The organism is Bradyrhizobium sp. LjRoot220 (assembly GCF_964252915.1).
In the GTDB taxonomy this organism is placed as follows: Bacteria; Pseudomonadota; Alphaproteobacteria; order Rhizobiales; family Xanthobacteraceae; genus Bradyrhizobium.
In genome coordinates, this window is record NZ_CAXUPS020000003.1 from 655227 (window position 1) to 674253 (window position 19027).

The following is a 19027-nucleotide window of genomic DNA, read 5'->3' on the forward strand; positions in this document are numbered from 1 at the left end:
CGCGTAAAGAAAGAATGGATTGCTTCGTCGCGAACGCTCCTCGCAATGACGAAATGAGGACCGAACATGTTTCCGGAAGAGGAAGAAACGGAAAAGAAGAAGACGAAGCCGGTGGCGGTGGGCAAACCCGCCGCCGGCCAATGCCTGTGCGGCAAAGTCTGTTTCGATATCGACGTGCCCGCGCGCTGGGCCTGGCACGATCACACCTCGGCGAGCCGGCGCGCGCATGGCGCGGCCTACGCGACCTATGTCGGAAGCTGGCGCAAGCGCTTCCGCATCACCAAGGGCAAGACCTCGATCACGCGCTACGAGGACGAGGCGACGAAAACCGTGCGCAGCTTCTGTACCAGCTGCGGCACGCCGATCGCCTACGAACGCCCGCGTTCGCCGCACATGGTCAACATTCCCCGCGCGCTGTTCACAGGCCGCACCGGCCGCCAGCCGCTCTATCACATCGCGATCGAGGAACTGCAGGAATGGGCCTACACCGGCGAACCGCTGGTGCCATTGAAAGGCTATCCCGGCGTGGTCTGGCAGCGCTCGAAAAAGAAGAAACGGACTGATCGCGAGGGGATGTTTTGATTTTGCACGCTCTCCTCCCACGCAGGGCAGCCATGACCGCGCTCCATTTGATCTCATCATTGCCGATCGTCATGATGGCTTGATCCCGCCGGCCAATGAGCCGCGGGCAGGAGGAAAAATGAAAAATCGCATCACCGGGCGCTCGGCCTTTCTCGCGCTGCTGAAAGACGAGGGCATCACGCATCTGTTCGGCAATCCCGGCACCACCGAACTGCCGATCATGCATGCGCTGAAGGATCATCCTGATCTCACCTATGTGATGGCGATGCAGGAGAGCCTGGTGGTCGCGATCGCCGATGGTTACAGCCGCGCCTCCGGCAAGCTCGTCGCCTGCAACGTCCACGTCGCGCCCGGCCTTGGCAATGCGATGGGTTCGCTGTTCAACGCGAGTTTCACCGGCACGCCGATGATCCTGACCGCGGGCCAGCAGGAGCAGGGCCACGGTCTGATGGAGCCGGTGCTGTATGGGCCGCTGGTGCAGATGGCGGAGCCGCTGGTGAAATGGGCCGTCGAGGTGACGCGGCTGGAGGATCTGCCGCGCATCGTGCGCCGTGCCGCCAAAATTGCGATGACGCCGCCGACCGGGCCGGTGTTCATTTCGCTGCCGGGCGACATCCTCAACGCCGAAGCCGGCGTCGAACTCGGCCGCTCGACCCGCGTCGATACCCGCGTCAAACCGTCCGACGAAGCGCTCGGGGCGCTGGTCGCGCGCATCCTGAAGGCCGAGCGGCCGGTCATCATCACCGGCGACGAAATCGTCAAGAGCGACGCGTTGAAGGAAGCCGCGCAGTTCGCGGAGACGATCGGCGCACCCGCCTATCAGTGCTCGACGCCATACGGCGCGCATTTCCTGTCGGAAAGCCCGTGCTTCATGGGCGCGCTGTCGCGCCTGCAGAAGCAGGTCCGCGAGGTGCTGTCGCCCTACGACCTGATGATTGTGCTCGGCGCCGATCCGCTGCGGATGTCGGTCTACAGCGAGGTCGATCCGCTGCCCGACGGGCTTGGCATCGTGCAGATCGGCCTGGTCGACTGGGATCTTGCCAAGAATTACGGCGCCGAGATCGCGCTGAAGGCCGACGTCAAGGAAACCCTGCGCGCGCTGCTGCCGGCGCTGAAGGCGGCCGGCGGCGGCGCACTCGAGACGCGTGCCAAGCAGGGCGTGGCCGCGCTGGCGGCAACGAACTGGAACGCGAAACGGAAGCCACTGATCGAACAGATTTCGAAGGCCAGCACCAAATCGCCGATCGATCCGGATTGGCTGGCGCTGCAAGTGGTCGAGGCGATGCCTGACAATGCGATCCTGGTCGACGAAGGATTGACGTCGTCGCGGCAGATCCTGGCGCTGCGGCCGCATCGCGATCGCTACGGCTATCACGCGCTGGCCTCCGGCGGCATCGGCTGGGGACTGCCGGCCTCCGTCGGCGTCAGCCTCGCCAATCCGGAGCGGCCGGTGGTGTGTTATTCCGGCGACGGCAGCTCGATGTATTCGATCCAGTCGCTGTGGACCGCGGCCAACCACAAGCTGCCGCTGACCTTCGTCATCGTCAACAATGGCGGCTACCGCATCATCAAGCAGCGCCTGCTCGCCTTCCACGGCGACGATCATTATGTCGGCATGGATTTCGTCGATCCGCCGGTCGATTTCACCGGCATCGCCAAATCGCTCGGGCTGGAAGCCGCGCGCGTCACCGATCCCGGCCAGTTGAAGTCGGTGCTGTCGTCGGCGTTCAGCCGCCCGGGCGCCAAGCTGATCGAGGTGGTGGTGAACAATTCGGTGAATTGACGCTTGTCATTCCGGGGCGCGCGAAGCGCGAACCCGGAATCTCGAGATTCCGGGTCTGGTGCAAGCGCACCATCCCGGAATGACGGAGACTATTTACTCCGCCGCCCGCGCACCCGGCCGATACCGGCTCGCCGGATGCCCCGCCGTCAGCCTTGCGCGCCCCGCGCCGAACAGCTTCTCGCGCAGCGTACCCTCGGCATACGCGCTCTTGTATCGCCCGCGCCGCGTCAATTCCGGCACCAGCATGTCGGCGATATCCTCGAAGTCGCCGGGCGAGGTTGCGAAGGCGACGTTAAGGCCGTCGACATCGGTCTGCTCGAACCAGGCCTCGATATCGTCGGCGACTTTCTCGGGCGTGCCGACCACGACGGGGCCGGCGCCGCCGATGCCGACGTGCTCGACGACTTCGCGTACGGTCCAGACCCGGTCCGGATCGGCGCGGGTGACGTTGTCCAGGGCAGTACGGCCGGCGTCGTTCTGGACGTGGCGGACCTGCTGGTCGAGGTCGTAGCTGGAAAAATCGACGCCGGTCCAACCCGACATCAGCGCCAGCGCGCCTTCGGGATTGATGTGCTTGCGGTAGTCGGCGTATTTCGCCCTTGCCTCCGCCTCGGTGCGCCCGAGGATGATCGTCATCATGCTGAACATCAAGATCTCAGCCGGGTTGCGGCCGATCTCGCGTGCCAGCGCGCGGATCGCGGCGACGCGCGGCCCGATGATCTTGGCCGACGGGCCCGACATGAACACGCATTCGGCGTGCTTCGCCGCGAACTGCCGCCCGCGCGGCGAGGTGCCGGCCTGGTACAGCACCGGCGTGCGCTGCGGCGATGGCTCGCTCAGATGAATGGCATTGAGCCGGTAATGATTACCCTCATGCGCGATCGGATGCACCTTCGAAGGGTCGGCGAAAATGCCGCGCGCCCGGTCGCGCAGCACCGCGGCGTCTTCCCAACTGCCTTCCCAGAGCTTGTAGACCAGCTCCATATATTCATCGGCGACATCGTAGCGGTCGTCATGCGCGGTCTGCTTGTCCCTGCCGGCGCCGCGCGCGGCACTGTCGAGATAACCGGTCACCACGTTCCAGCCGATCCGTCCCTCGGTGAGATGGTCGAGCGTCGACATCCGCCGCGCGAAGGGGTAGGGCGGCTCGAACGACAAATTGCTCGTCACGCCGAAGCCGAGATGCCTGGTCACCGCCGCCATCGCCGGGATCAGCATCAGAGGTTCGTTCGCCGGAGTCTGCGTCGCATTGCGCAGGGCCGCATCCGGGCTACCACCGAACACGTCATAGACGCCGAGCACGTCGGCGAGGAACAGGCCGTCGAACCGGCCGCGCTCCAGCGTCCTGGCCAGGTCGAGCCAATAGGGCAGGCGATTATAATCAAGGGTACGGTCGCGCGGATGGGTCCACAGCCCCGGCGATTGATGCGCCACGCAGTTCATGGCAAAGGCGTTGAGCCGGATCTGCTTGTTCATGATGGTGGAACCTTGGTATTCCCGGATACGCCGCCCGGTCGGGTGCCGGGCTGTTGGCGGAAATTGTTGCATACCATGAGGCATAGCAAGTCCCCATTCGGCCCGACCCATGCTACTTCCAGTAGATAGATTGTTTCGATACGCTGACCAGTGATACGTTCGCGAACGCAAAAGGGAAAGAGCATGACGACAAGAGCCGACGCGATCGAAAATGTCCGTCAGCAATTTCATTCCGGCGAATTTCTCGCCGAGCTCAACCGCCGGGTCGGTTTTCAGACGCAAAGCCAGGAACCGTTGCCCGGCGATCCCTTGCGCGCCTATCTCGTGGAGGGGCTGCAGCCTGCATTCGAAGAGCTCGGGTTTTCCACGCGTGTGATCGAGTCGCCGATCGGCAAGGGCCCATATCTGCTGGCGGACTATCGAGAGGATCCGTCGTTGTTGACGCTTCTCTCCTACGGCCACGGCGACGTCGTGGGCGGCATGGTCGGTGAATGGCGCGACAATCTCAATCCCTGGCAAACCACGACCAAGGGCGATCGCGTCTACGGCCGAGGCACCGCCGACAACAAGGGGCAGCACAGCATCAACATGGCGGCGCTGCGCGCCGTCCGTGAAGCCCGCGGCGGCAAGCTCGGTTTCAATGCCAAGTTCATCATCGAGACCAGCGAGGAGATCGGCTCGCCGGATTTGGCTGAGGTCTGCGAGTCGCTGCACGATGAACTCAAGGCAGACTTGTTGCTCGCGTCCGACGGCCCGCGGCTTTCTGCGGATCGACCGACCATCTTCCTTGGCTGCCGTGGCGGCGTGCGAATCCATCTCGACGTCAATTTGCGCGAAGGCGGCAATCATTCCGGCAATTGGGGCGGCCTGCTCGCCAACCCCGCCACCATCCTGGCCAACGCCATCGCAGCATTGGTCGATCACAGGGGGCGGATGAAGCTGGATGTGATGAAGCCGCCGCGCATCTCGAACCAGATCCGCGTAGCGCTCGCCGATGTCGAGGTCGAGCCCACGGCGGACGAGCCGCAGGTTTCCGAGAACTGGGGCGAGGATGGCCTGTCGGCCGCCGAACGGGTCTATGCCTGGAACACGCTCGAAGTGCTGGCGATGTCATCGGGCAATATCGAGCAGCCGGCAAACGCGATACCGGGGGTGGCCCGCGCCGTGCTGCAGCTTCGCTTCGTGGTCGGCACGGAATATGAAAAGGTGGTCGACGCTGTCAGGACCTATCTGCACGCCAATGGCTTCTCCATGGTCGACGTCAGCGGGCAGCAGAGGTTCGGCGCTTCACGTACCGACTTCGACAGCCCGTGGGTCAGCTGGGCGGCGAACTCGATCCGGCAGACCACCGGCAAGGCGCCGGCGATTCTGCCGAACATCGGCGGCTCGCTGCCCAACGGCGTCTTTGCCGAAGGGCTTGGCCTGCCGACGATCTGGATTCCGCACTCCTATCCCGGCTGCTCGCAGCACGCACCGGATGAACACATTCTCTTGCCGGTCACTGAGGAGGCGCTGGCGATCATGGCAGGCCTGTTCTGGGATCTCGGCGAGATGCCGCGTAAATCGTGATGCCGGCAATGGTTCGTGTGACGGAATAAGAACAATGCTGCGGCGCGAAATCGTCGTTTCACGCTACAAAATTCAGCTCAACGTATCGCCATGCGAAATAATTCCCTGTCGTCCGCGCGCCGCGTTCTCTAGGATCAGGCAAGCGCGATGCAAGGGAAGGGCGGCATGAACGCGACCTCGCCAAAGAAGAAGCCAGCGCTGTCCGTCGTCGGGCAGCCGGCCAATTTCAACGCCATCCAGAAGGTCTGCGCGATCCTGCGCGTGCTGGCGCAGAACGCGCCGCTGCGGCTCACCGAGATCGCGGACGCCACCTCGCTGAACAAGGCGACGGCGCTGCGCATCCTCGGCTCGCTGATCGAGGAAGGCTTTGTCAGTCGCGTGACCGGGGCAAAAACCTACGAACTCGGCCAGGAGGCGCGGGTGATGGCGGTCAGCGCGCGCCGCACCGTCGACATCGCCGAACTGGCGCAGCCGAGCCTGCTGCGGTTGTCCGAGCGATCCGCCGATACCGCGTTATTGTCGGTGCGCAGCGGCGTCGAGGCGCTGTACCTGGCGCGTTCCGTCGGCAGCCATCCATTGCAGCCCAACTATTTGCAGATCGGCAGCCGGCGGCCGCTCGGCGTCGGCGCCGGCAGCCTCGCGCTGATGGTGTGGCTGCCGGATGCCGAGATCGACGCCATCATCGAAATCATCATGCCGCGGCTGGCGAAATCGCCGCGCATCACGCCAAAATACCTGCGCGAGCGAATCGTCGCGGCGCGCAAGCACGGCCATACCGTGCAGATCGACGTCGCGCTTCCCGGCATGGGCGGGGTCGGCGTGCCGATCCGCGATGACGCCGGTCAGGTGATCGCAGCGCTGAGCGTCGGCGCCTCCAGCGACCGGATCAGGCGGCGCGAAACCGAGCTTGCGGAGATGCTGAAGAAGGAAGCGCTGATTTTGACGCGGGCGATGGCGCAGCCGGCGAAACCGGGTGCGCTGAAGATGATCAAGGCGAGCTAGCTGCGCGCTTAAGGGATCAAACCCCTTCATCCAGCGCGACCAGCTCGCGCTTCTTGCGCAGCGACGGCAGCAGCGGTCCGATCAGCAGCAGCACGGCCAGCGCCAGGCAGGCGGCCGAGATTGGCCGGGTTACGAAGGTCATCAGGTCGCCCTGCGAAAGGATCAACGACTTGCGCAGGTTGTTTTCCAGCATGGGCCCGAGCACGAAGGCCAGCACCAGCGGCGCCGGCTCGTAGCCGAGCTTGCGCATGAAATAGCCGATCACGCCGAACGCGATCATGACGTAGACGTCGAACACGTTGTTGCTGGAGCAATAGACGCCGATGATCGTGAACAGGATGATCAGCGGGAACAGGATGTTGTAGGGCAGCTTCAGCAGCTGAACCCACATGCCGATCAGCGGCAGATTGAGCACCAGCAGCATTACGTTGCCGATATACATGCTGGCGACGATGCCCCAGAACAGGCCGGGATTCTGGGTGATCAGCAGCGGGCCCGGCTGCACTCCGTGGATGACGAACGCCCCCAGCAACAACGCCATCACCACGTTTGGCGGGATGCCCAGCGTCATCAGTGGAATGAAGGCGCCGCCGGCTGCGGCGTTGTTGGCGGCTTCGGGTCCCGCCACGCCTTCGATCGCGCCATGACCAAAACGCTCCGGCGTTTTCGACAGCCGCTTCTCCAGCGCGTAGGATGCAAACGACGAGATCACGGCGCCGCCGCCCGGCAGGATGCCGAGGAAGAATCCGAGAACGGTTCCGCGTGCGACCGGCCCGGTGCTGGCCTTCCAGTCTTCCTTGCTCGGAAGCAGCTGCGTGATCTTGGCGTTGATGATGTCGCGCTTGATGATCTGCTCGGTATTGAGCAGCACCTCGGCGACGCCAAACAGGCCCATCACCACGGGGACGAGGCCGATGCCATCGATCAATTCAAGGCGGCCGAAGGTCAGGCGCGGCTGGGCGGTGATGCTGTCGAGCCCGATCAGGCCAAGCACGATGCCGATGCAGGCCATCAGCAGCGCCTTCGCCATCGATCCCTGGGTGAGGAAGGTCAGCACCACGAGGCCCAGCGCCATCAGGCTGAAATAGTCGGCCGGCCCGAACGCGATTGCGACGCTCGCGAGTGACGGCGCCACCAGCATCAAGGCGATCAGCGCGAAGGTGCCGGCGATGAAGGAGCCGAACGCGGAGATGCCAAGCGCGGGCCCGGCGCGGCCTTGCTTCGCCATCTGGTGGCCGTCGATGCAGGTGACGACGGAAGCCGCCTCGCCGGGGATGTTGACCAGGATCGACGTCGTCGAGCCGCCATACATCGAGCCGTAATAGATGCCGGCCATCATGATGATGCCGGATTCCGGCGTTCCCGACAGCGTGACCGGCAATAACAGCGACATCGCCGAGATAGGGCCGATGCCGGGCAGCACGCCGACCAGCGTGCCGATGAAGACGCCGATGAAGCAATAGACGAGGTTGATCGGCAACAGGGCGATGCCGAAACCGTGCGCGACGTTGATGAGCGTATCCATATCGCGTTCAACCGATTTCAAAGATGCCCGAAGGCAGCTGGATCAAAAGCAAACGTTTCAGAATCCACCACATGCCGAGTGGCGCGAGCACCGCTATCGGGATCGCCAGCGACCAGCGTACCGGATCGATCAGGCGGAGCAGCAGCACCATCAAGGGGATCGACGACAGCAGGAAGCCGAACGTATCGAGCGAGAAGGCGAATGCGGTGAGGCTGGCGATGACGATCAACGGCTTGGTCCAGCGCGCATTCTGCCAGCGCGAGCCGAAAGTGGGGCCGCCTTCGGTGAGCGATGCAATGATGATCGACGCCGCGAACAGGCACATCAGGATGCCGGTGTAGAACAGCACGTAGCCGGAGCCGGGATCGTTGATGGTGCCCAGTTTCAGCTTGAGCCCGGAACGGATGACGAAAAGCCCGAGCCCGAGCCCGATCAGCCCGCCCCATAGTTCGGAATTGTTGAGGCGGAGTTTGACGTTGCTGTCATTGCTCATGGATTTCTCTCGATCGTTTCCCGGACGCGGCGCAGCACCATAAGCGCGTTTACGCGTGCCTTCGACACGCCATGCTGATGCGCAGCAGAGCCCGGGTCCAGTTGCGGCAATATGAGTCCCGGCTCTGCGGAGCGGTACTTCGCACCGCTCCGCGTCCGGGACACGAGATGGTCAGTTCTACTTCTTCGCCAGTCCCAGCGTTTCGATCACCTTGCGTTCGGACTCGGTGACCTCGACGACGAACTTCCTGTAGTCCTCGGTGTTCTTGTAGTTCGGAACCATGTCGTATTTGGCAAGCGTCGCGATCACGGCGGGATCATCGAGCGCCTTCTTGAAGGCATCGTGCAGCTTGGCGACGATCTTCGGGTCCATGCCCTTCGGTCCGGCGATGCCGAACGGCGAGTCATAGACCATGGGATAGCCAAGCTCCTTCAGTGTCGGCACGTTGGGGAAATTCGGCGAGCGCGTGGAGGTCCACACCATCAGCAGCCGCAGCTTGCCGGCGTCGACCAGTGGACGCCACCCGGTCGAATCCGCCTGCAGCATGGTGTGCTGGCCGAGTACCGCAGCGTTGGTTTCCGCGCCGCCCTTGAACGGCACCTGCGTCAGCTTGATGCCGGCGAGTGTTGCGATCTGTTCCATCCCGATATGCAGCGACGTGCCGGCGCCGGGGGTCGCGTAGGTTATCTTGCCGGGATTCTGCTTGGCGAAGTCGACAACGTCCTTCCAGGTCTTGAACGGCGATTCGGCGCTGGTGGTGACGCCAAAGGTGTAGCCGGTGAGGTGAATGATGTAGCTGAAATCCTTGGCCGGATCCCACGACACCTCCTGCATCAGCGGCAGGCGGAAAACGGTGATCGGCAACTGCCCGATGGTGTAGCCATCCGGCTTGGCGGCCGCGGCCATGGTGGCGGGGCCGACCGTTCCGCTGCCGCCTGCCTTGTTGTCGATCGCGATCGGCTGGCCGAGAACCTTCGATGCGCTTTCGGCGATCGCTCTCATCGTGAGGTCGGTCGATCCGCCGGCCGGCCACGGCACGATCAGGGTGATCGGCTTGGTGGGATATTCCTGCGCGCCCGCGGCGGCGGATATCAGCATGCCAACGGCGGCGACAGCGAACATCAAACGGCTACGTCTGGACATCTCGAACTCTCCCTTGCGGCCCCATTGAAAGCGAGACCTCCATATTTTTCTTCGATACCGGCAATCTTCCCTGAAAACGCAGCAGAAGAAAAGCGCGTTGACCGCGCTAACGCACGCAATGGGCTCAGCATTCGGCTGGAATGGACGTCTGCGACAATTGGCCTGCCGCGGCATCCCGAGAGGCGGAATTTGCCGGAACGTCGTATGCCCGAAGCGTGGTCGTCCGGCATCAAAGCCCGTGCCGCCAACCTTGCGACCAGAGGATGTCAGGGCCATCATGTGACCCGCCCGGCGGCTTCATGCCGCGCGGTGCAGGGCGAAGGCGCCGCCCTCAACTGCCGGCGGTCTGCGATCGATCATCTCCGCCGTCAGCCGCGCGCTGCCGCAGGCAAGCGTCCAGCCGAGCATGCCGTGGCCTGAGTTGATGAACAGTCCATCCAGCGGCGACCAGCCGATGATCGGCCGGCTGTCGGGCGTCATCGGGCGAAGTCCGCACCAGGGCTGGACGTCATCGCTCGCGTCGATGCCGAGCAATTCGGCTGAAGCACGGCGCAGTGTGTCGATGCGCCCGACGTCGATCCGTGCATCGTCACTCTCGAGATCGGCGATGCCCGCGACCCTTATCGTCGTCCGTTCGCCGGAGGCGAGCGGCGCGAACACCAGCTTGCGTTCCATATCGGTGACGCTGTGGCGCAGCGCAGACGCCTCGTCGGGCGGTGTCAGCGTGATGCTGTAGCCCTTGAGCGGATAGATCGGCAGATAAAATCCGCACGCGCGCGCAAACGCACGCGACGCCGCGCCCATGCACAGCACGAAGCGGTCCGCCTGCACACGTCCCTTCGTGGTCTCGACCGCGCAGAGGCGGCCGCCGGATCTGACCGGCCCAACCACCGGCGCGCCCAGCAGCCATTCGACGTTGCTTCGCTGTTTCATGCGGGCGGTAAGCGCGGCGCAAAACGCCGCACAGTCGCCGACCTGCTCGGAGGCCGTGTAAATCCCGCCCGCGAGTTCGCGCACGCCAAGTCTGAGCGCCGGCTCCAATGTCAGGCACTCGGCCGGCGTCAGGACCTGTTGCTCATCATCACGGGCGCCGGTCCGGGCTATCGCGCTTCGCGCCGCGTCGAATTCCCTCCTGGTCCGGAACACGACGAGCTTGCCGGCGGTCCTCAATCCGAACGCGAGCCCAAGGGCCCCTGAGAGCTGCGCCAATTCGCTCCGGCTCAGGGCGGCGAGCGCAAGCTGGGCGGCAATGGTCTCTTGCACGGCGGCCGAGCGGCAGGCGAGCAGGAAACGCGCGCCCCACGCGACCAAGGCCGGATCGAGGCCGGGGCGAATCCGAACCGGAGAACCCTTCGACATCAACAGCGACGGCAGCTTCAGCAGCATCGCCGGCGAGGCCAGCGGCGCCACGAAGGCGTAACTGAGCTGGCCGCCATTCGCGGCGCTGGCGTCCGCGCCGGTAGAAACGTTGCGGTCGACGACCGTAACATCGTGTCCGGCTTCGGCGAGGCGCCATGCGGTCGTGAGGCCGATGACGCCGGCGCCGAGCACACAGATTTTCATTTCGATGTCTCTTTTTGAAACGGCCGCCCGACCAAAACGTAACTTGACCGGAACGGATGGGAGGACATGAACGGCGCCAGACTAGGCCGCCCGCTCGCCGCCACTGATGCGAAGGTCGCATAATGCAAAACTTGCATCATCGGCCGCCGCGTAGCACGCTGGCGATGGTTTGGTGGTTTGGGCGGGTTGCGGGCCGGGTTATGACAGGGCGCCGATTGATCGGGATGGGCCATCCGGCGACGGCCGGGCGCCGTGATGCAAAGCTTGCATTGGTCAAGGCGCATGCCGATTGGCTAGGTTCCGCGCATGGGGGACCACATTCTTGACCAGCAACGCGCGCCTGACGCTGTTCGCTGCCTCGTGCTGCCGGCAAAGGCGCAGCCGGGCGGCGCGACTGCGCCACGCGCGGGGGCAAGGTACGTGATGGAGTTGCGCTGGCTGCAGGATTTTCTGATGGTGGCCGAGACCGGCAACTTTACGCGGGCTGCCGAGCGGCGAAATACCTCGCAGGCCGCGTTCAGCCGCCGGATCAAATCGCTGGAAGCCTGGCTCGGCTTCGACCTGATCGACCGCAGCGTCTATCCGACGCAACTGACGCCCCAGGGCGAACGTTTTCGCGAACATGCCGGTGAGTTGCTGCGGCAGATGCTGGACGCACGCGTGGAGCTTGGCGGCAAGCCGGTTCGGCGTCAGGAACACATCCGGATCGCGTTGCCGTTTGCGATGGCGACTTCCCGTCTGCCGCATTGGTGGCAGTTGTGGTCGCAGGAACGGCGCCTGAGCTGTTCGGTCGTGGTGGGCAATATCCACGACCTCGTCACCTCGCTGGTCTCGAACAATGTCGACCTGATGATCTGCTACCACCAGGCCCAGCAGCCGATCCATCTCGATCCGGACCGCTATGAGCGTGCGATCCTCGGCACCGAATTCCTGCGGCCCTATGCCAGCCAGGCGCTGGTGACCAAAGGAGGCGCGTCGCTGCCCGGCCGGCCGACACATCCGGTGCCGCTTCTGATGTACTCGCCGGGCGTCTATTTCGCGCGCCTGGTCGATCTCATCCTGGAGAATGCCCCGGTTTCCGGCGCCCGGGTGATCGAAAGCGACATGTCCGACGTGCTGTGCGAAATGGCGCTCGCCGGCCGCGGCGTCGCCTGGCTTCCCGAGAGCACCGTGGCGGCGTCCGGCCGCAAGGGGCTGACGGCGGTCGGCGGTGACAAATGGGCGCTGCCTTTGTCAATGGTTGCCTTTAGAGATAGGACGAATAGCCAGCGGTCGCTAAATCTGTTTTGGTCCGAGTTGTGCAGGTATGGTACTGGGCAGGCTGGGGGCGGCCACGAAAGGTCTATCCCGAGATCGACGGCCAAATCACCTTCCAGGTCGTCGAGGTCGGGTCGATGAGGAATCTCAAACCCATAAGAGGGAGAAGTCACGTGAAACACCGTCATATTATCGGCTGTCTGCTGGCCAGCGCGTTGTGCGCCACGCCGGCGATGGCCCAGGAACTCACCGGAACGTTGAAGAACATCAAGGCGACCGGCGCCATCACGCTCGGCTTCCGGGATTCGTCGATTCCGTTCTCGTACCTCGATGACAGCCAGAAGCCGATCGGCTACGCCATGGACATCTGCCACAAGATCGTCGATGCCGTGAAGAAGGAGCTCAAGCTCGACAAGCTCGAGGTCAAGCTCAATCCGGTGACGTCATCGACCCGCATTCCGCTGCTGGCCAACGGCACCATCGATCTGGAATGCGGCTCGACCACCAACAACGTCGAGCGCCAGAAGCAGATTGCCTACACCAACACCCACTTCCTGACCGCCAGCCGCTACGTCTCGAAGAAGTCGAGCAAGATCAACTCGATCGACGATCTCAAGGGCAAGGCGGTGGTTTCGACATCGGGCACCACCAACATCAAGCAGCTGACCGAAGCCAATGCGGAGAAAAAGCTCGGCGCCAACATCATTCCGGCCAAGGACCACGCCGAAGCCTTCCTGATGGTGGAAACCGACCGTGCCGTGGCGTTCGTGATGGACGACATCCTGCTGGCGAGTCTGGTCGCTGGCTCGAAAGCGCCGGGCGATTATGTGATCTCGAAGGACGCGTTCTCCAAGCCGGAGCCCTACGGGATCATGCTGCGCAAGGACGACCCGGCCTTCAAGAAGGTGGTCGATGCCGCGACCGCGGCGCTCTACACCAGCGGCGAGGGCCAAAAGATCTACGACAAATGGTTTACCCAGAAGATTCCGCCGAAGGGTCTGAACCTGAACTCGCCGATCAGCGCGGAGCTGAAAAACCAGTTCGCCAAGCCGTCGGACTCGCCGGACCCGGATTCCTATAAATAGTCAAACGGGTGCTCCTGCCCATGCAATGGCCCAACCATTGCATGGGTACGTTTCGGCGACGCAGCGGACGGTAGGGCTTCGTGAATTACAATTGGAACTGGAGCATCTTCTTCGACCCGGCCCCGGGCGGGACCGGCACCTATTTCCATATGCTGCTGTCGGGACTGTGGCTTACCATCCAGACCGGGATATTCGCCTGGATCATCGCGTTGATATTCGGCTCGGTTGTCGGCGTATTGCGATCGCTGCCGTCGAAGACCGCCTACTGGATCGGCTTCGCCTGGGTCGAATTCTTCCGCAACATGCCGCTTCTGGTGCAGCTGTTCCTCTGGTTCTTCGTGTTGCCCGAACTGCTGCCGCGGAGCTGGGGACTGTGGCTGAAGCAGATGCCCAATGCGCCGTTCTACACGGCGGCGATCGGGATCGGACTGTTCATGTCGGCGCGCGTCGCCGTGCAACTGGCCGCCGGCATCGCCTCGCTGCCGCGCGGGCAAAAGCAGGCCGCGACCGCGCTCGGGCTGACGACGTTGCAGGGCTATCGCTACGTGCTGCTGCCGATTGCGTTCCGGATCATCATGCCGCCGCTGACCTCGGAGTTTCTCAATACCATCAAGAACACCGCGGTCGCGATCACCATCGGCCTGATCGAACTGACCGGCCAGGCACGCTCGATGCAGGAATTCTCGTTCCAGGTGTTCGAGGCTTTCACCGCCGCGACCGTGATGTATCTGTTGATCAACATCGTCGTCGTCACCGGCATGCGCTTCCTCGAACGCAGCCTGGCGATCCCCGGCTACATCACGGGGAAATAGCAGCATGTTCGCCACTTTCGATTTTGACGTCATCCGCCGTTCGCTCGGCTACCTGTTTCTCGACGGCATGGCGTTTACGCTGACCTTGACCGGGCTCGCTGCCCTCGGCGGGATCATCTTCGGCACGCTGATCGCGCTGATGCGGCTGTCCGGCTTCAAAGTGCTGGGCCGGATCGCCGGGCTTTACGTCGACTTCATGCGGTCCTTGCCGCTGGTGCTGGTGATCTTCTGGTTCTATTTCCTGGTGCCCTATGTCGGGCAATGGCTGACCGGCGCGTCGCGCCCGATCAGCGTCGGCGCCTTCACCTCCGCGCTCGTCACCTTCATCATGTTCGAAGCGGCGTATTTTTCCGAGATCATGCGCGCCGGCATCCAGTCGATCTCCAAGGGCCAGCCTGCCGCGGCCAATGCGCTCGGCCTGACCTATTCCCAGACCATGCGCTACGTGGTGCTGCCGCAGGCCTTCCGCAACATGTTGCCGGTGCTGCTGACCCAGACCATCGTGCTGTTCCAGGACACTTCGCTGGTTTACGTGCTGTCGATGCCGGACTTCCTCGGCGCGGCGAGCAAGGTCGCGCAGCGCGACGGCCGGCTGGTCGAGATGTATCTGTTCGCGGCAGTGGTCTATTTCACGATCTCCTGCGCCGCCTCGTTCGGTGTCCGGCGCCTGCAGGCGCGTATCAGTATTGTCCGCTAGGGAACGCGCATGATCGAAATCAATCACGTCAGTAAATGGTACGGGCCGACCTTCCAGGCGCTGAAGGATTGCACGACCAAGGTCGCCAAGGGCGAAGTGGTTGTCGTGTGCGGCCCGTCAGGCTCGGGCAAATCGACGCTGATCAAATGCGTGAACGCGCTGGAGCCGATTCAGGAAGGCGAGATCATCCTCGACGGCATCAAGGTCAACGATCCCAAAACCGACCTGCCGAAGCTGCGCGCCCGCGTCGGCATGGTGTTCCAGCACTTTGAATTATTCCCGCATCTGAAGATCATCGAGAATCTGTGCCTGGCGCAGGAGAAAGTGCTGGGCCGGTCGCATGACGAGGCGATGGCCAAGGGCACCAAGCTGCTCGACCGCGTCGGACTAAAGGACCATGCAAGGAAATACCCGGCCGAACTGTCCGGCGGACAGCAGCAGCGCGTGGCGATCGCGCGCGCGCTGGCGATGGACCCGATTGCGATGCTGTTCGACGAGCCGACCTCGGCGCTCGATCCCGAAATGATCAGCGAAGTGCTTGACGTGATGGTCGATCTCGCGCGCGAGGGCATGACCATGATGGTGGTGAGCCACGAGATGGGCTTTGCCCGCAAGGTGGCGCATCGCGTGATCTTCATGGACCAGGGCGAGATCGTCGAGGATGCGCTGAAGGAAGATTTCTTCGGCAAGCCGCGCAGCGACCGCGCGCAGAAATTCCTGTCGAAGATTCTGTCGCATTAAGTCTCTGCCGTCATTCCCCGATGCGCAATTGCGCATCTGAGGGCTCGCGCCAAACGGCGCGCCCCGGAATGACGGCACGGGTTTCCCGGCTTTAACAATTTGCCTATAAGAGTCCCAAACACTGCTTCGCCCCTCAGGAGACTTCGCTTGGAACAGATCGCTTACGTCAACGGTTCATTCGTGCCCATGGCTGACGCCAAGGTGTCGATTCTCGACCGCGGATTTCTGTTTGCCGACGGCATCTACGAAGTCGCCGCGGTGCTGGACGGCAAACTGATCGACAATGCCTCGCATCTGGCGCGGCTGGAGCGTTCGGTCGGCGAGATCGAACTGGCGCTGCCGGAGACCGTTGCCCGGATCGAGGAAATCCAGAAGGAACTGGTGACGCGCAACAATCTCGTCAACGGCATGGTCTATCTGGAAGTGACGCGCGGCGCCGATACCGGCCGCGATTTTGCGTTTCCCAAAAACGTCAAGCCGACGCTGATCATGTTCACCTCCGTCAAGGACATCATCAACGCGCCGTCGGCCAAGACCGGCATCGCCGTTATCACGGTGCCCGATCTGCGCTGGAGCCGCCGCGACATCAAGAGCGTGGCGCTGCTGGCGCAAGTGCTGGCAAAACAGGCGGCAGCCGTTGCCGGCGCCGGCGAGGCCTGGATGATCGAGGACGGCAAGGTCACCGAGGGCGGCTCGTCCTCGGCGTTCATCCTGACGCAGGACGATGTGCTGGTGACGCGGCAGAACGGCAGCGAAATTCTGCCGGGCTGCACCCGCAAGGCGGTGGTCAAACTCGCCGAAGAGCGCCAGCTTCGGGTCGAGGAGCGGGCGTTTACGGTGGAAGAGGCGCTGGCCGCCAAGGAAGCCTTCATCACCAGCGCCACCGTGTTCGTGCAGGCGGTGGTATCGATCGACGGCAAGCAAGTCGCGAATGGCAAGCCCGGGCCGATGACCAATCGCCTGCGCGAAATCTATGTCGAGTTCGCCAGGGCGACCGCGGTTTAACTCGTTCCTCGCCAAGGGTTGCGCGACCGCAGGCTTTGCAGCGCCGGAACCGTCGTCGCGTAGGGGAACCCGGCCCGCTTTACGTATGCTTATCCGCCACAAACCGGTTGCGCAGGGTACCGATACCGGTGATGTCGATCTCGACCACATCGCCGGCCTTCAGATCCGGCGAGGCGCCGTCGGTGCCCATCCAGATCACGTCGCCCGGCCACAGCGTGAAGTATTTCGTCAGTTCGACGATGAACGGCACGATGCCGAAGATCATCTCGTTGGTGCGGAAGCGGCCGGTCTCCTTGCCGTTGACCCTGATCGCGGTTTCCATCTTGTCGAGATCGACTTCGGTTTCGATCCAGGGGCCCATCGGCTTGAAGGTGTCGGCGTTCTTGGATCGCCACAGCGAGCGATCGGCCTTCTGCCAGCTTCGTTCGCTGACGTCGTTGCCGATGGTGTAGCCGAACACGCAGGACATCGCATTGGCTTCGGTCAGATGTTTTGCCTTTTTGCCGATGACGACGACGAGTTCGCCCTCGTAATGGATTTTCTCGGTCGCAGTCGCCGGGATGACCACGTCCTCGTCATGGGCAATCAGCGCGTTCTGGGCGCGGTAGCCGATTTCGGGACGGTCCGGCACGTTGGGGACGGTGCCGGCCTTGTCGGCGGCTTCCGTGAGGTGCTTGAGATAATTCAGGCCGACGCAATAGAACGTGCGCGGGATCAGCGGCAGTTCGACCTTCACCTCCCTGAGCGAATGGGATTGTGCGCTGCGCTGCCACTCGCCGAACGGATCGCCGCTGACGGCGACGACCCTGTCGCCCTCGACGAGGCCCCAACAGGTGTTTCCGGCGGCGGTGAATTTGAGCCAACGCATGGTCGCTTCCTCGTTCTTGTTCGTTCGTGTTCTTTTATTCGGCCGCGGCTTGCGGCGGAGTTTTCCACGCGCCGGCAGCGGGACGCCGCAGGCCCAGATTTTCCCGCAGCGTCTTGCCGGCATAGTCCTTATGAAACAGCCCGCGGCGCTGCAGCTCAGGTACCACATGCCCGACGAAGTCGGCGTAGGAGCCGGGCACGATGGTGGCGGCGATGACAAAGCCGTCGCAGCCGCGCTCGACGAACATCTCCTCTAGCTTGTCCGCGATTTCCTTCGGGCCGCCGACGATCGCGTCCTGCACCTGGCCGCGGCCGGAGAAGGTGACGAAGTCGCGCGCGCTGGGATTGGTCTTGCCTGAATTCCTGAGCACGCCGTCGCGAATGCCCAGGATGCCCTGCATGCTCTTGAGCTCCTCCGTTGTCAGCGGCTCGTCGAGCGGCTTGGAGGCGAAGTCGTAGTTCAGCGCTTCGGCGAGCAGCGACAGCGCATCGATCTGCAGCGGCAGCTTGTTGATGAGCGCCATCTTGTCCTCGGCCTCGCTCTTGGTCGCGCCGCAGACCGGTGTGGTGAGGTTGCAGAGCAACATCTGATCGGGATCGCGGCCGGCCTTCGCCGCCTCGTTGCGGACCGCCGCATAGCCCTCCTTGGCGGCGGCCACGTTGCGCGCGGCGGTGAAAATCACCTCGCCCCATCTTCCCGCAAAGCGCTGGCCGCGGCCGGACGCGCCGGCCTGGATGATGACGGGATGGCCCTGCGCCGAGCGCGGCACGGTGAACGGCCCGCGCGATTTGAAGAACGCGCCCTTGTGGTCGAGCCGCTTGACCTTGGCCGGATCGGCGAAGCGGCCGCTGTTCTTGTCCAGGATCAGCGAGCCATCTTCCCAGGTGTCCCAATGGCCGAGCACGACTGCCATGAATTCGTCGGCGCGGTCGTAGCGGTAATCATGTTCGAGATGCGCATCCTTGCCCATGTTGTGCGCCTCGCCGTCATTGAGCGAGGTGACAACGTTCCACCCGGCGCGCCCGCCCGTCATCAAATCGAGGGTGGCGAAGCGGCGCGCGACGTCGAACGGCTCGAAATAGGTGGTCGAGCAGGTCGACGCCAATCCAAGTTTTTCGGTGACCATGCCCATCGTGGTCAGCACGATCAGCGGATCCATCTTCACGCAGCGGATGCCGTATTCGACGGTGTGGGCGTGGTCGTTACCGTAGCGGTCGGGCATCGCCAGCCGATCGTCGAAGAACGCCATGTGGAATTTTCCGGCTTCCAGGATCCGGGCGATCTCCTGGTAATAGTCAGCCGACATCGAATCGTCGCGCGATTCCGGGTGTCGCCAGGAACTCGGCAAATTGGTGCAGTTCTGTGCCTGCAGGAAGCCGACCATCGCCATTTGCCGTGTCATATCGTTCTCCCTGTATCGGCCAAG

17 protein-coding genes are annotated in these 19027 nt (G+C 63.4%); 10 read left to right on the forward strand and 7 right to left on the reverse strand.

What is annotated here, in order from left to right:
- Nucleotides 1-66 precede the first annotated feature (66 nt).
- On the forward strand, nt 67-582 hold the full coding sequence (locus tag ACSQ84_RS17260) for a GFA family protein (protein WP_436212874.1): 516 nt from the start codon (nt 67-69) through the stop codon (nt 580-582).
- 118 nt (nt 583-700) lie between these two features.
- On the forward strand, nt 701-2365 hold the full coding sequence (locus ACSQ84_RS17265; RefSeq protein ID WP_436212875.1) for a thiamine pyrophosphate-binding protein: 1665 nt from the start codon (nt 701-703) through the stop codon (nt 2363-2365).
- 93 nt (nt 2366-2458) lie between these two features.
- Here ACSQ84_RS17265 and ACSQ84_RS17270 read toward each other — a convergent pair whose 3' ends face one another.
- Nucleotides 2459-3841: an LLM class flavin-dependent oxidoreductase gene (locus ACSQ84_RS17270; RefSeq protein WP_436212876.1), complete on the reverse strand. Its 1383-nt coding sequence runs from the start codon at nt 3839-3841 to the stop codon at nt 2459-2461.
- Nucleotides 3842-4024: 183 nt separating this feature from the next.
- On the opposite strand from ACSQ84_RS17270, the gene ACSQ84_RS17275 reads away from it, so the two are divergent.
- Both ACSQ84_RS17275 and ACSQ84_RS17280 read left to right on the forward strand, forming a co-directional pair.
- A complete protein-coding gene (locus ACSQ84_RS17275) occupies nt 4025-5410 on the forward strand; it encodes a M20 family metallopeptidase (protein ID WP_436212877.1) in 1386 nt (461 codons plus the stop codon).
- 165 nt (nt 5411-5575) lie between these two features.
- Complete coding sequence (locus ACSQ84_RS17280) at nt 5576-6412, forward strand: IclR family transcriptional regulator (protein ID WP_436212878.1); 837 nt, start codon at nt 5576-5578, stop codon at nt 6410-6412.
- Nucleotides 6413-6428: 16 nt separating this feature from the next.
- Here the strand turns inward: ACSQ84_RS17280 and ACSQ84_RS17285 are convergent, their stop codons facing one another.
- From ACSQ84_RS17285 to ACSQ84_RS17300, 4 genes are all read right to left on the reverse strand, one after another.
- A complete protein-coding gene (locus ACSQ84_RS17285; protein WP_436212879.1) occupies nt 6429-7937 on the reverse strand; it encodes a tripartite tricarboxylate transporter permease in 1509 nt (502 codons plus the stop codon).
- 7 nt (nt 7938-7944) lie between these two features.
- The gene (locus ACSQ84_RS17290) at nt 7945-8430 is read right to left on the reverse strand and encodes a tripartite tricarboxylate transporter TctB family protein (RefSeq protein ID WP_436212880.1); all 486 of its coding nucleotides are present in this window, start codon (nt 8428-8430) and stop codon (nt 7945-7947) included.
- A 177-nt stretch (nt 8431-8607) separates the two neighbouring features.
- Nucleotides 8608-9573 carry a Bug family tripartite tricarboxylate transporter substrate binding protein gene (locus ACSQ84_RS17295; protein WP_436212881.1) on the reverse strand — a complete coding sequence of 322 codons (966 nt, stop codon included), beginning with the start codon at nt 9571-9573 and terminating at the stop codon, nt 8608-8610.
- A gap of 297 nt (nt 9574-9870) precedes the next feature.
- Complete coding sequence (locus ACSQ84_RS17300) at nt 9871-11136, reverse strand: D-amino acid dehydrogenase (protein ID WP_436212882.1); 1266 nt, start codon at nt 11134-11136, stop codon at nt 9871-9873.
- Between the two features lie 306 nt (nt 11137-11442).
- Between ACSQ84_RS17300 and ACSQ84_RS17305 the strand changes: the two genes are divergently transcribed.
- The 6 genes from ACSQ84_RS17305 to ACSQ84_RS17330 all read left to right on the forward strand — a co-directional run bounded on the left by ACSQ84_RS17305 (nt 11443) and on the right by ACSQ84_RS17330 (nt 16733).
- Complete coding sequence (locus ACSQ84_RS17305; protein WP_436212883.1) at nt 11443-12534, forward strand: LysR family transcriptional regulator; 1092 nt, start codon at nt 11443-11445, stop codon at nt 12532-12534.
- Nucleotides 12535-12626: 92 nt separating this feature from the next.
- On the forward strand, nt 12627-13478 hold the full coding sequence (locus tag ACSQ84_RS17310) for an amino acid ABC transporter substrate-binding protein (RefSeq protein WP_436213106.1): 852 nt from the start codon (nt 12627-12629) through the stop codon (nt 13476-13478).
- 80 nt (nt 13479-13558) lie between these two features.
- Entirely contained in the window at nt 13559-14290 is a 732-nt protein-coding gene (locus ACSQ84_RS17315) for an amino acid ABC transporter permease (protein WP_436212884.1), read from the forward strand.
- A 4-nt stretch (nt 14291-14294) separates the two neighbouring features.
- On the forward strand, nt 14295-14987 hold the full coding sequence (locus ACSQ84_RS17320; RefSeq protein WP_436212885.1) for an amino acid ABC transporter permease: 693 nt from the start codon (nt 14295-14297) through the stop codon (nt 14985-14987).
- Nucleotides 14988-14996: 9 nt separating this feature from the next.
- The gene (locus tag ACSQ84_RS17325; protein WP_436212886.1) at nt 14997-15728 is read left to right on the forward strand and encodes an amino acid ABC transporter ATP-binding protein; all 732 of its coding nucleotides are present in this window, start codon (nt 14997-14999) and stop codon (nt 15726-15728) included.
- 147 nt (nt 15729-15875) lie between these two features.
- On the forward strand, nt 15876-16733 hold the full coding sequence (locus ACSQ84_RS17330) for a D-amino-acid transaminase (protein WP_436212887.1): 858 nt from the start codon (nt 15876-15878) through the stop codon (nt 16731-16733).
- A gap of 79 nt (nt 16734-16812) precedes the next feature.
- Here ACSQ84_RS17330 and ACSQ84_RS17335 read toward each other — a convergent pair whose 3' ends face one another.
- Together ACSQ84_RS17335 and ACSQ84_RS17340 are read right to left on the reverse strand one after the other, a co-directional pair.
- Nucleotides 16813-17601, reverse strand: a complete 789-nt coding sequence (locus ACSQ84_RS17335) for a fumarylacetoacetate hydrolase family protein (RefSeq protein ID WP_436212888.1) — start codon at nt 17599-17601, stop codon at nt 16813-16815.
- 34 nt (nt 17602-17635) lie between these two features.
- The gene (locus ACSQ84_RS17340) at nt 17636-19003 is read right to left on the reverse strand and encodes an LLM class flavin-dependent oxidoreductase (RefSeq protein ID WP_436212889.1); all 1368 of its coding nucleotides are present in this window, start codon (nt 19001-19003) and stop codon (nt 17636-17638) included.
- Between the last annotated feature and the right edge of the window lie 24 nt (nt 19004-19027).

Excerpts from the sequence above, each read along its gene's own strand:
- ACSQ84_RS17310 (WP_436213106.1), top strand. The coding sequence starts at position 12,627 with ATGGCCCAGGAACTCACCGGAACGTTGAAGAACATCAAGGCGACCGGC.
- ACSQ84_RS17320 (WP_436212885.1), top strand. The coding sequence starts at position 14,295 with ATGTTCGCCACTTTCGATTTTGACGTCATCCGCCGTTCGCTCGGCTAC.
- ACSQ84_RS17275 (WP_436212877.1), top strand. The coding sequence starts at position 4,025 with ATGACGACAAGAGCCGACGCGATCGAAAATGTCCGTCAGCAATTTCAT.
- ACSQ84_RS17280 (WP_436212878.1), top strand. The coding sequence starts at position 5,576 with ATGAACGCGACCTCGCCAAAGAAGAAGCCAGCGCTGTCCGTCGTCGGG.
- ACSQ84_RS17260 (WP_436212874.1), top strand. The coding sequence starts at position 67 with ATGTTTCCGGAAGAGGAAGAAACGGAAAAGAAGAAGACGAAGCCGGTG.
- ACSQ84_RS17340 (WP_436212889.1), bottom strand. The coding sequence starts at position 19,003 with ATGACACGGCAAATGGCGATGGTCGGCTTCCTGCAGGCACAGAACTGC.
- ACSQ84_RS17290 (WP_436212880.1), bottom strand. The coding sequence starts at position 8,430 with ATGAGCAATGACAGCAACGTCAAACTCCGCCTCAACAATTCCGAACTA.
- ACSQ84_RS17295 (WP_436212881.1), bottom strand. The coding sequence starts at position 9,573 with ATGTCCAGACGTAGCCGTTTGATGTTCGCTGTCGCCGCCGTTGGCATG.
- ACSQ84_RS17285 (WP_436212879.1), bottom strand. The coding sequence starts at position 7,937 with ATGGATACGCTCATCAACGTCGCGCACGGTTTCGGCATCGCCCTGTTG.
- ACSQ84_RS17265 (WP_436212875.1), top strand. The coding sequence starts at position 701 with ATGAAAAATCGCATCACCGGGCGCTCGGCCTTTCTCGCGCTGCTGAAA.
- ACSQ84_RS17325 (WP_436212886.1), top strand. The coding sequence starts at position 14,997 with ATGATCGAAATCAATCACGTCAGTAAATGGTACGGGCCGACCTTCCAG.
- ACSQ84_RS17305 (WP_436212883.1), top strand. The coding sequence starts at position 11,443 with ATGGGGGACCACATTCTTGACCAGCAACGCGCGCCTGACGCTGTTCGC.
- ACSQ84_RS17300 (WP_436212882.1), bottom strand. The coding sequence starts at position 11,136 with ATGAAAATCTGTGTGCTCGGCGCCGGCGTCATCGGCCTCACGACCGCA.
- ACSQ84_RS17335 (WP_436212888.1), bottom strand. The coding sequence starts at position 17,601 with ATGCGTTGGCTCAAATTCACCGCCGCCGGAAACACCTGTTGGGGCCTC.
- ACSQ84_RS17270 (WP_436212876.1), bottom strand. The coding sequence starts at position 3,841 with ATGAACAAGCAGATCCGGCTCAACGCCTTTGCCATGAACTGCGTGGCG.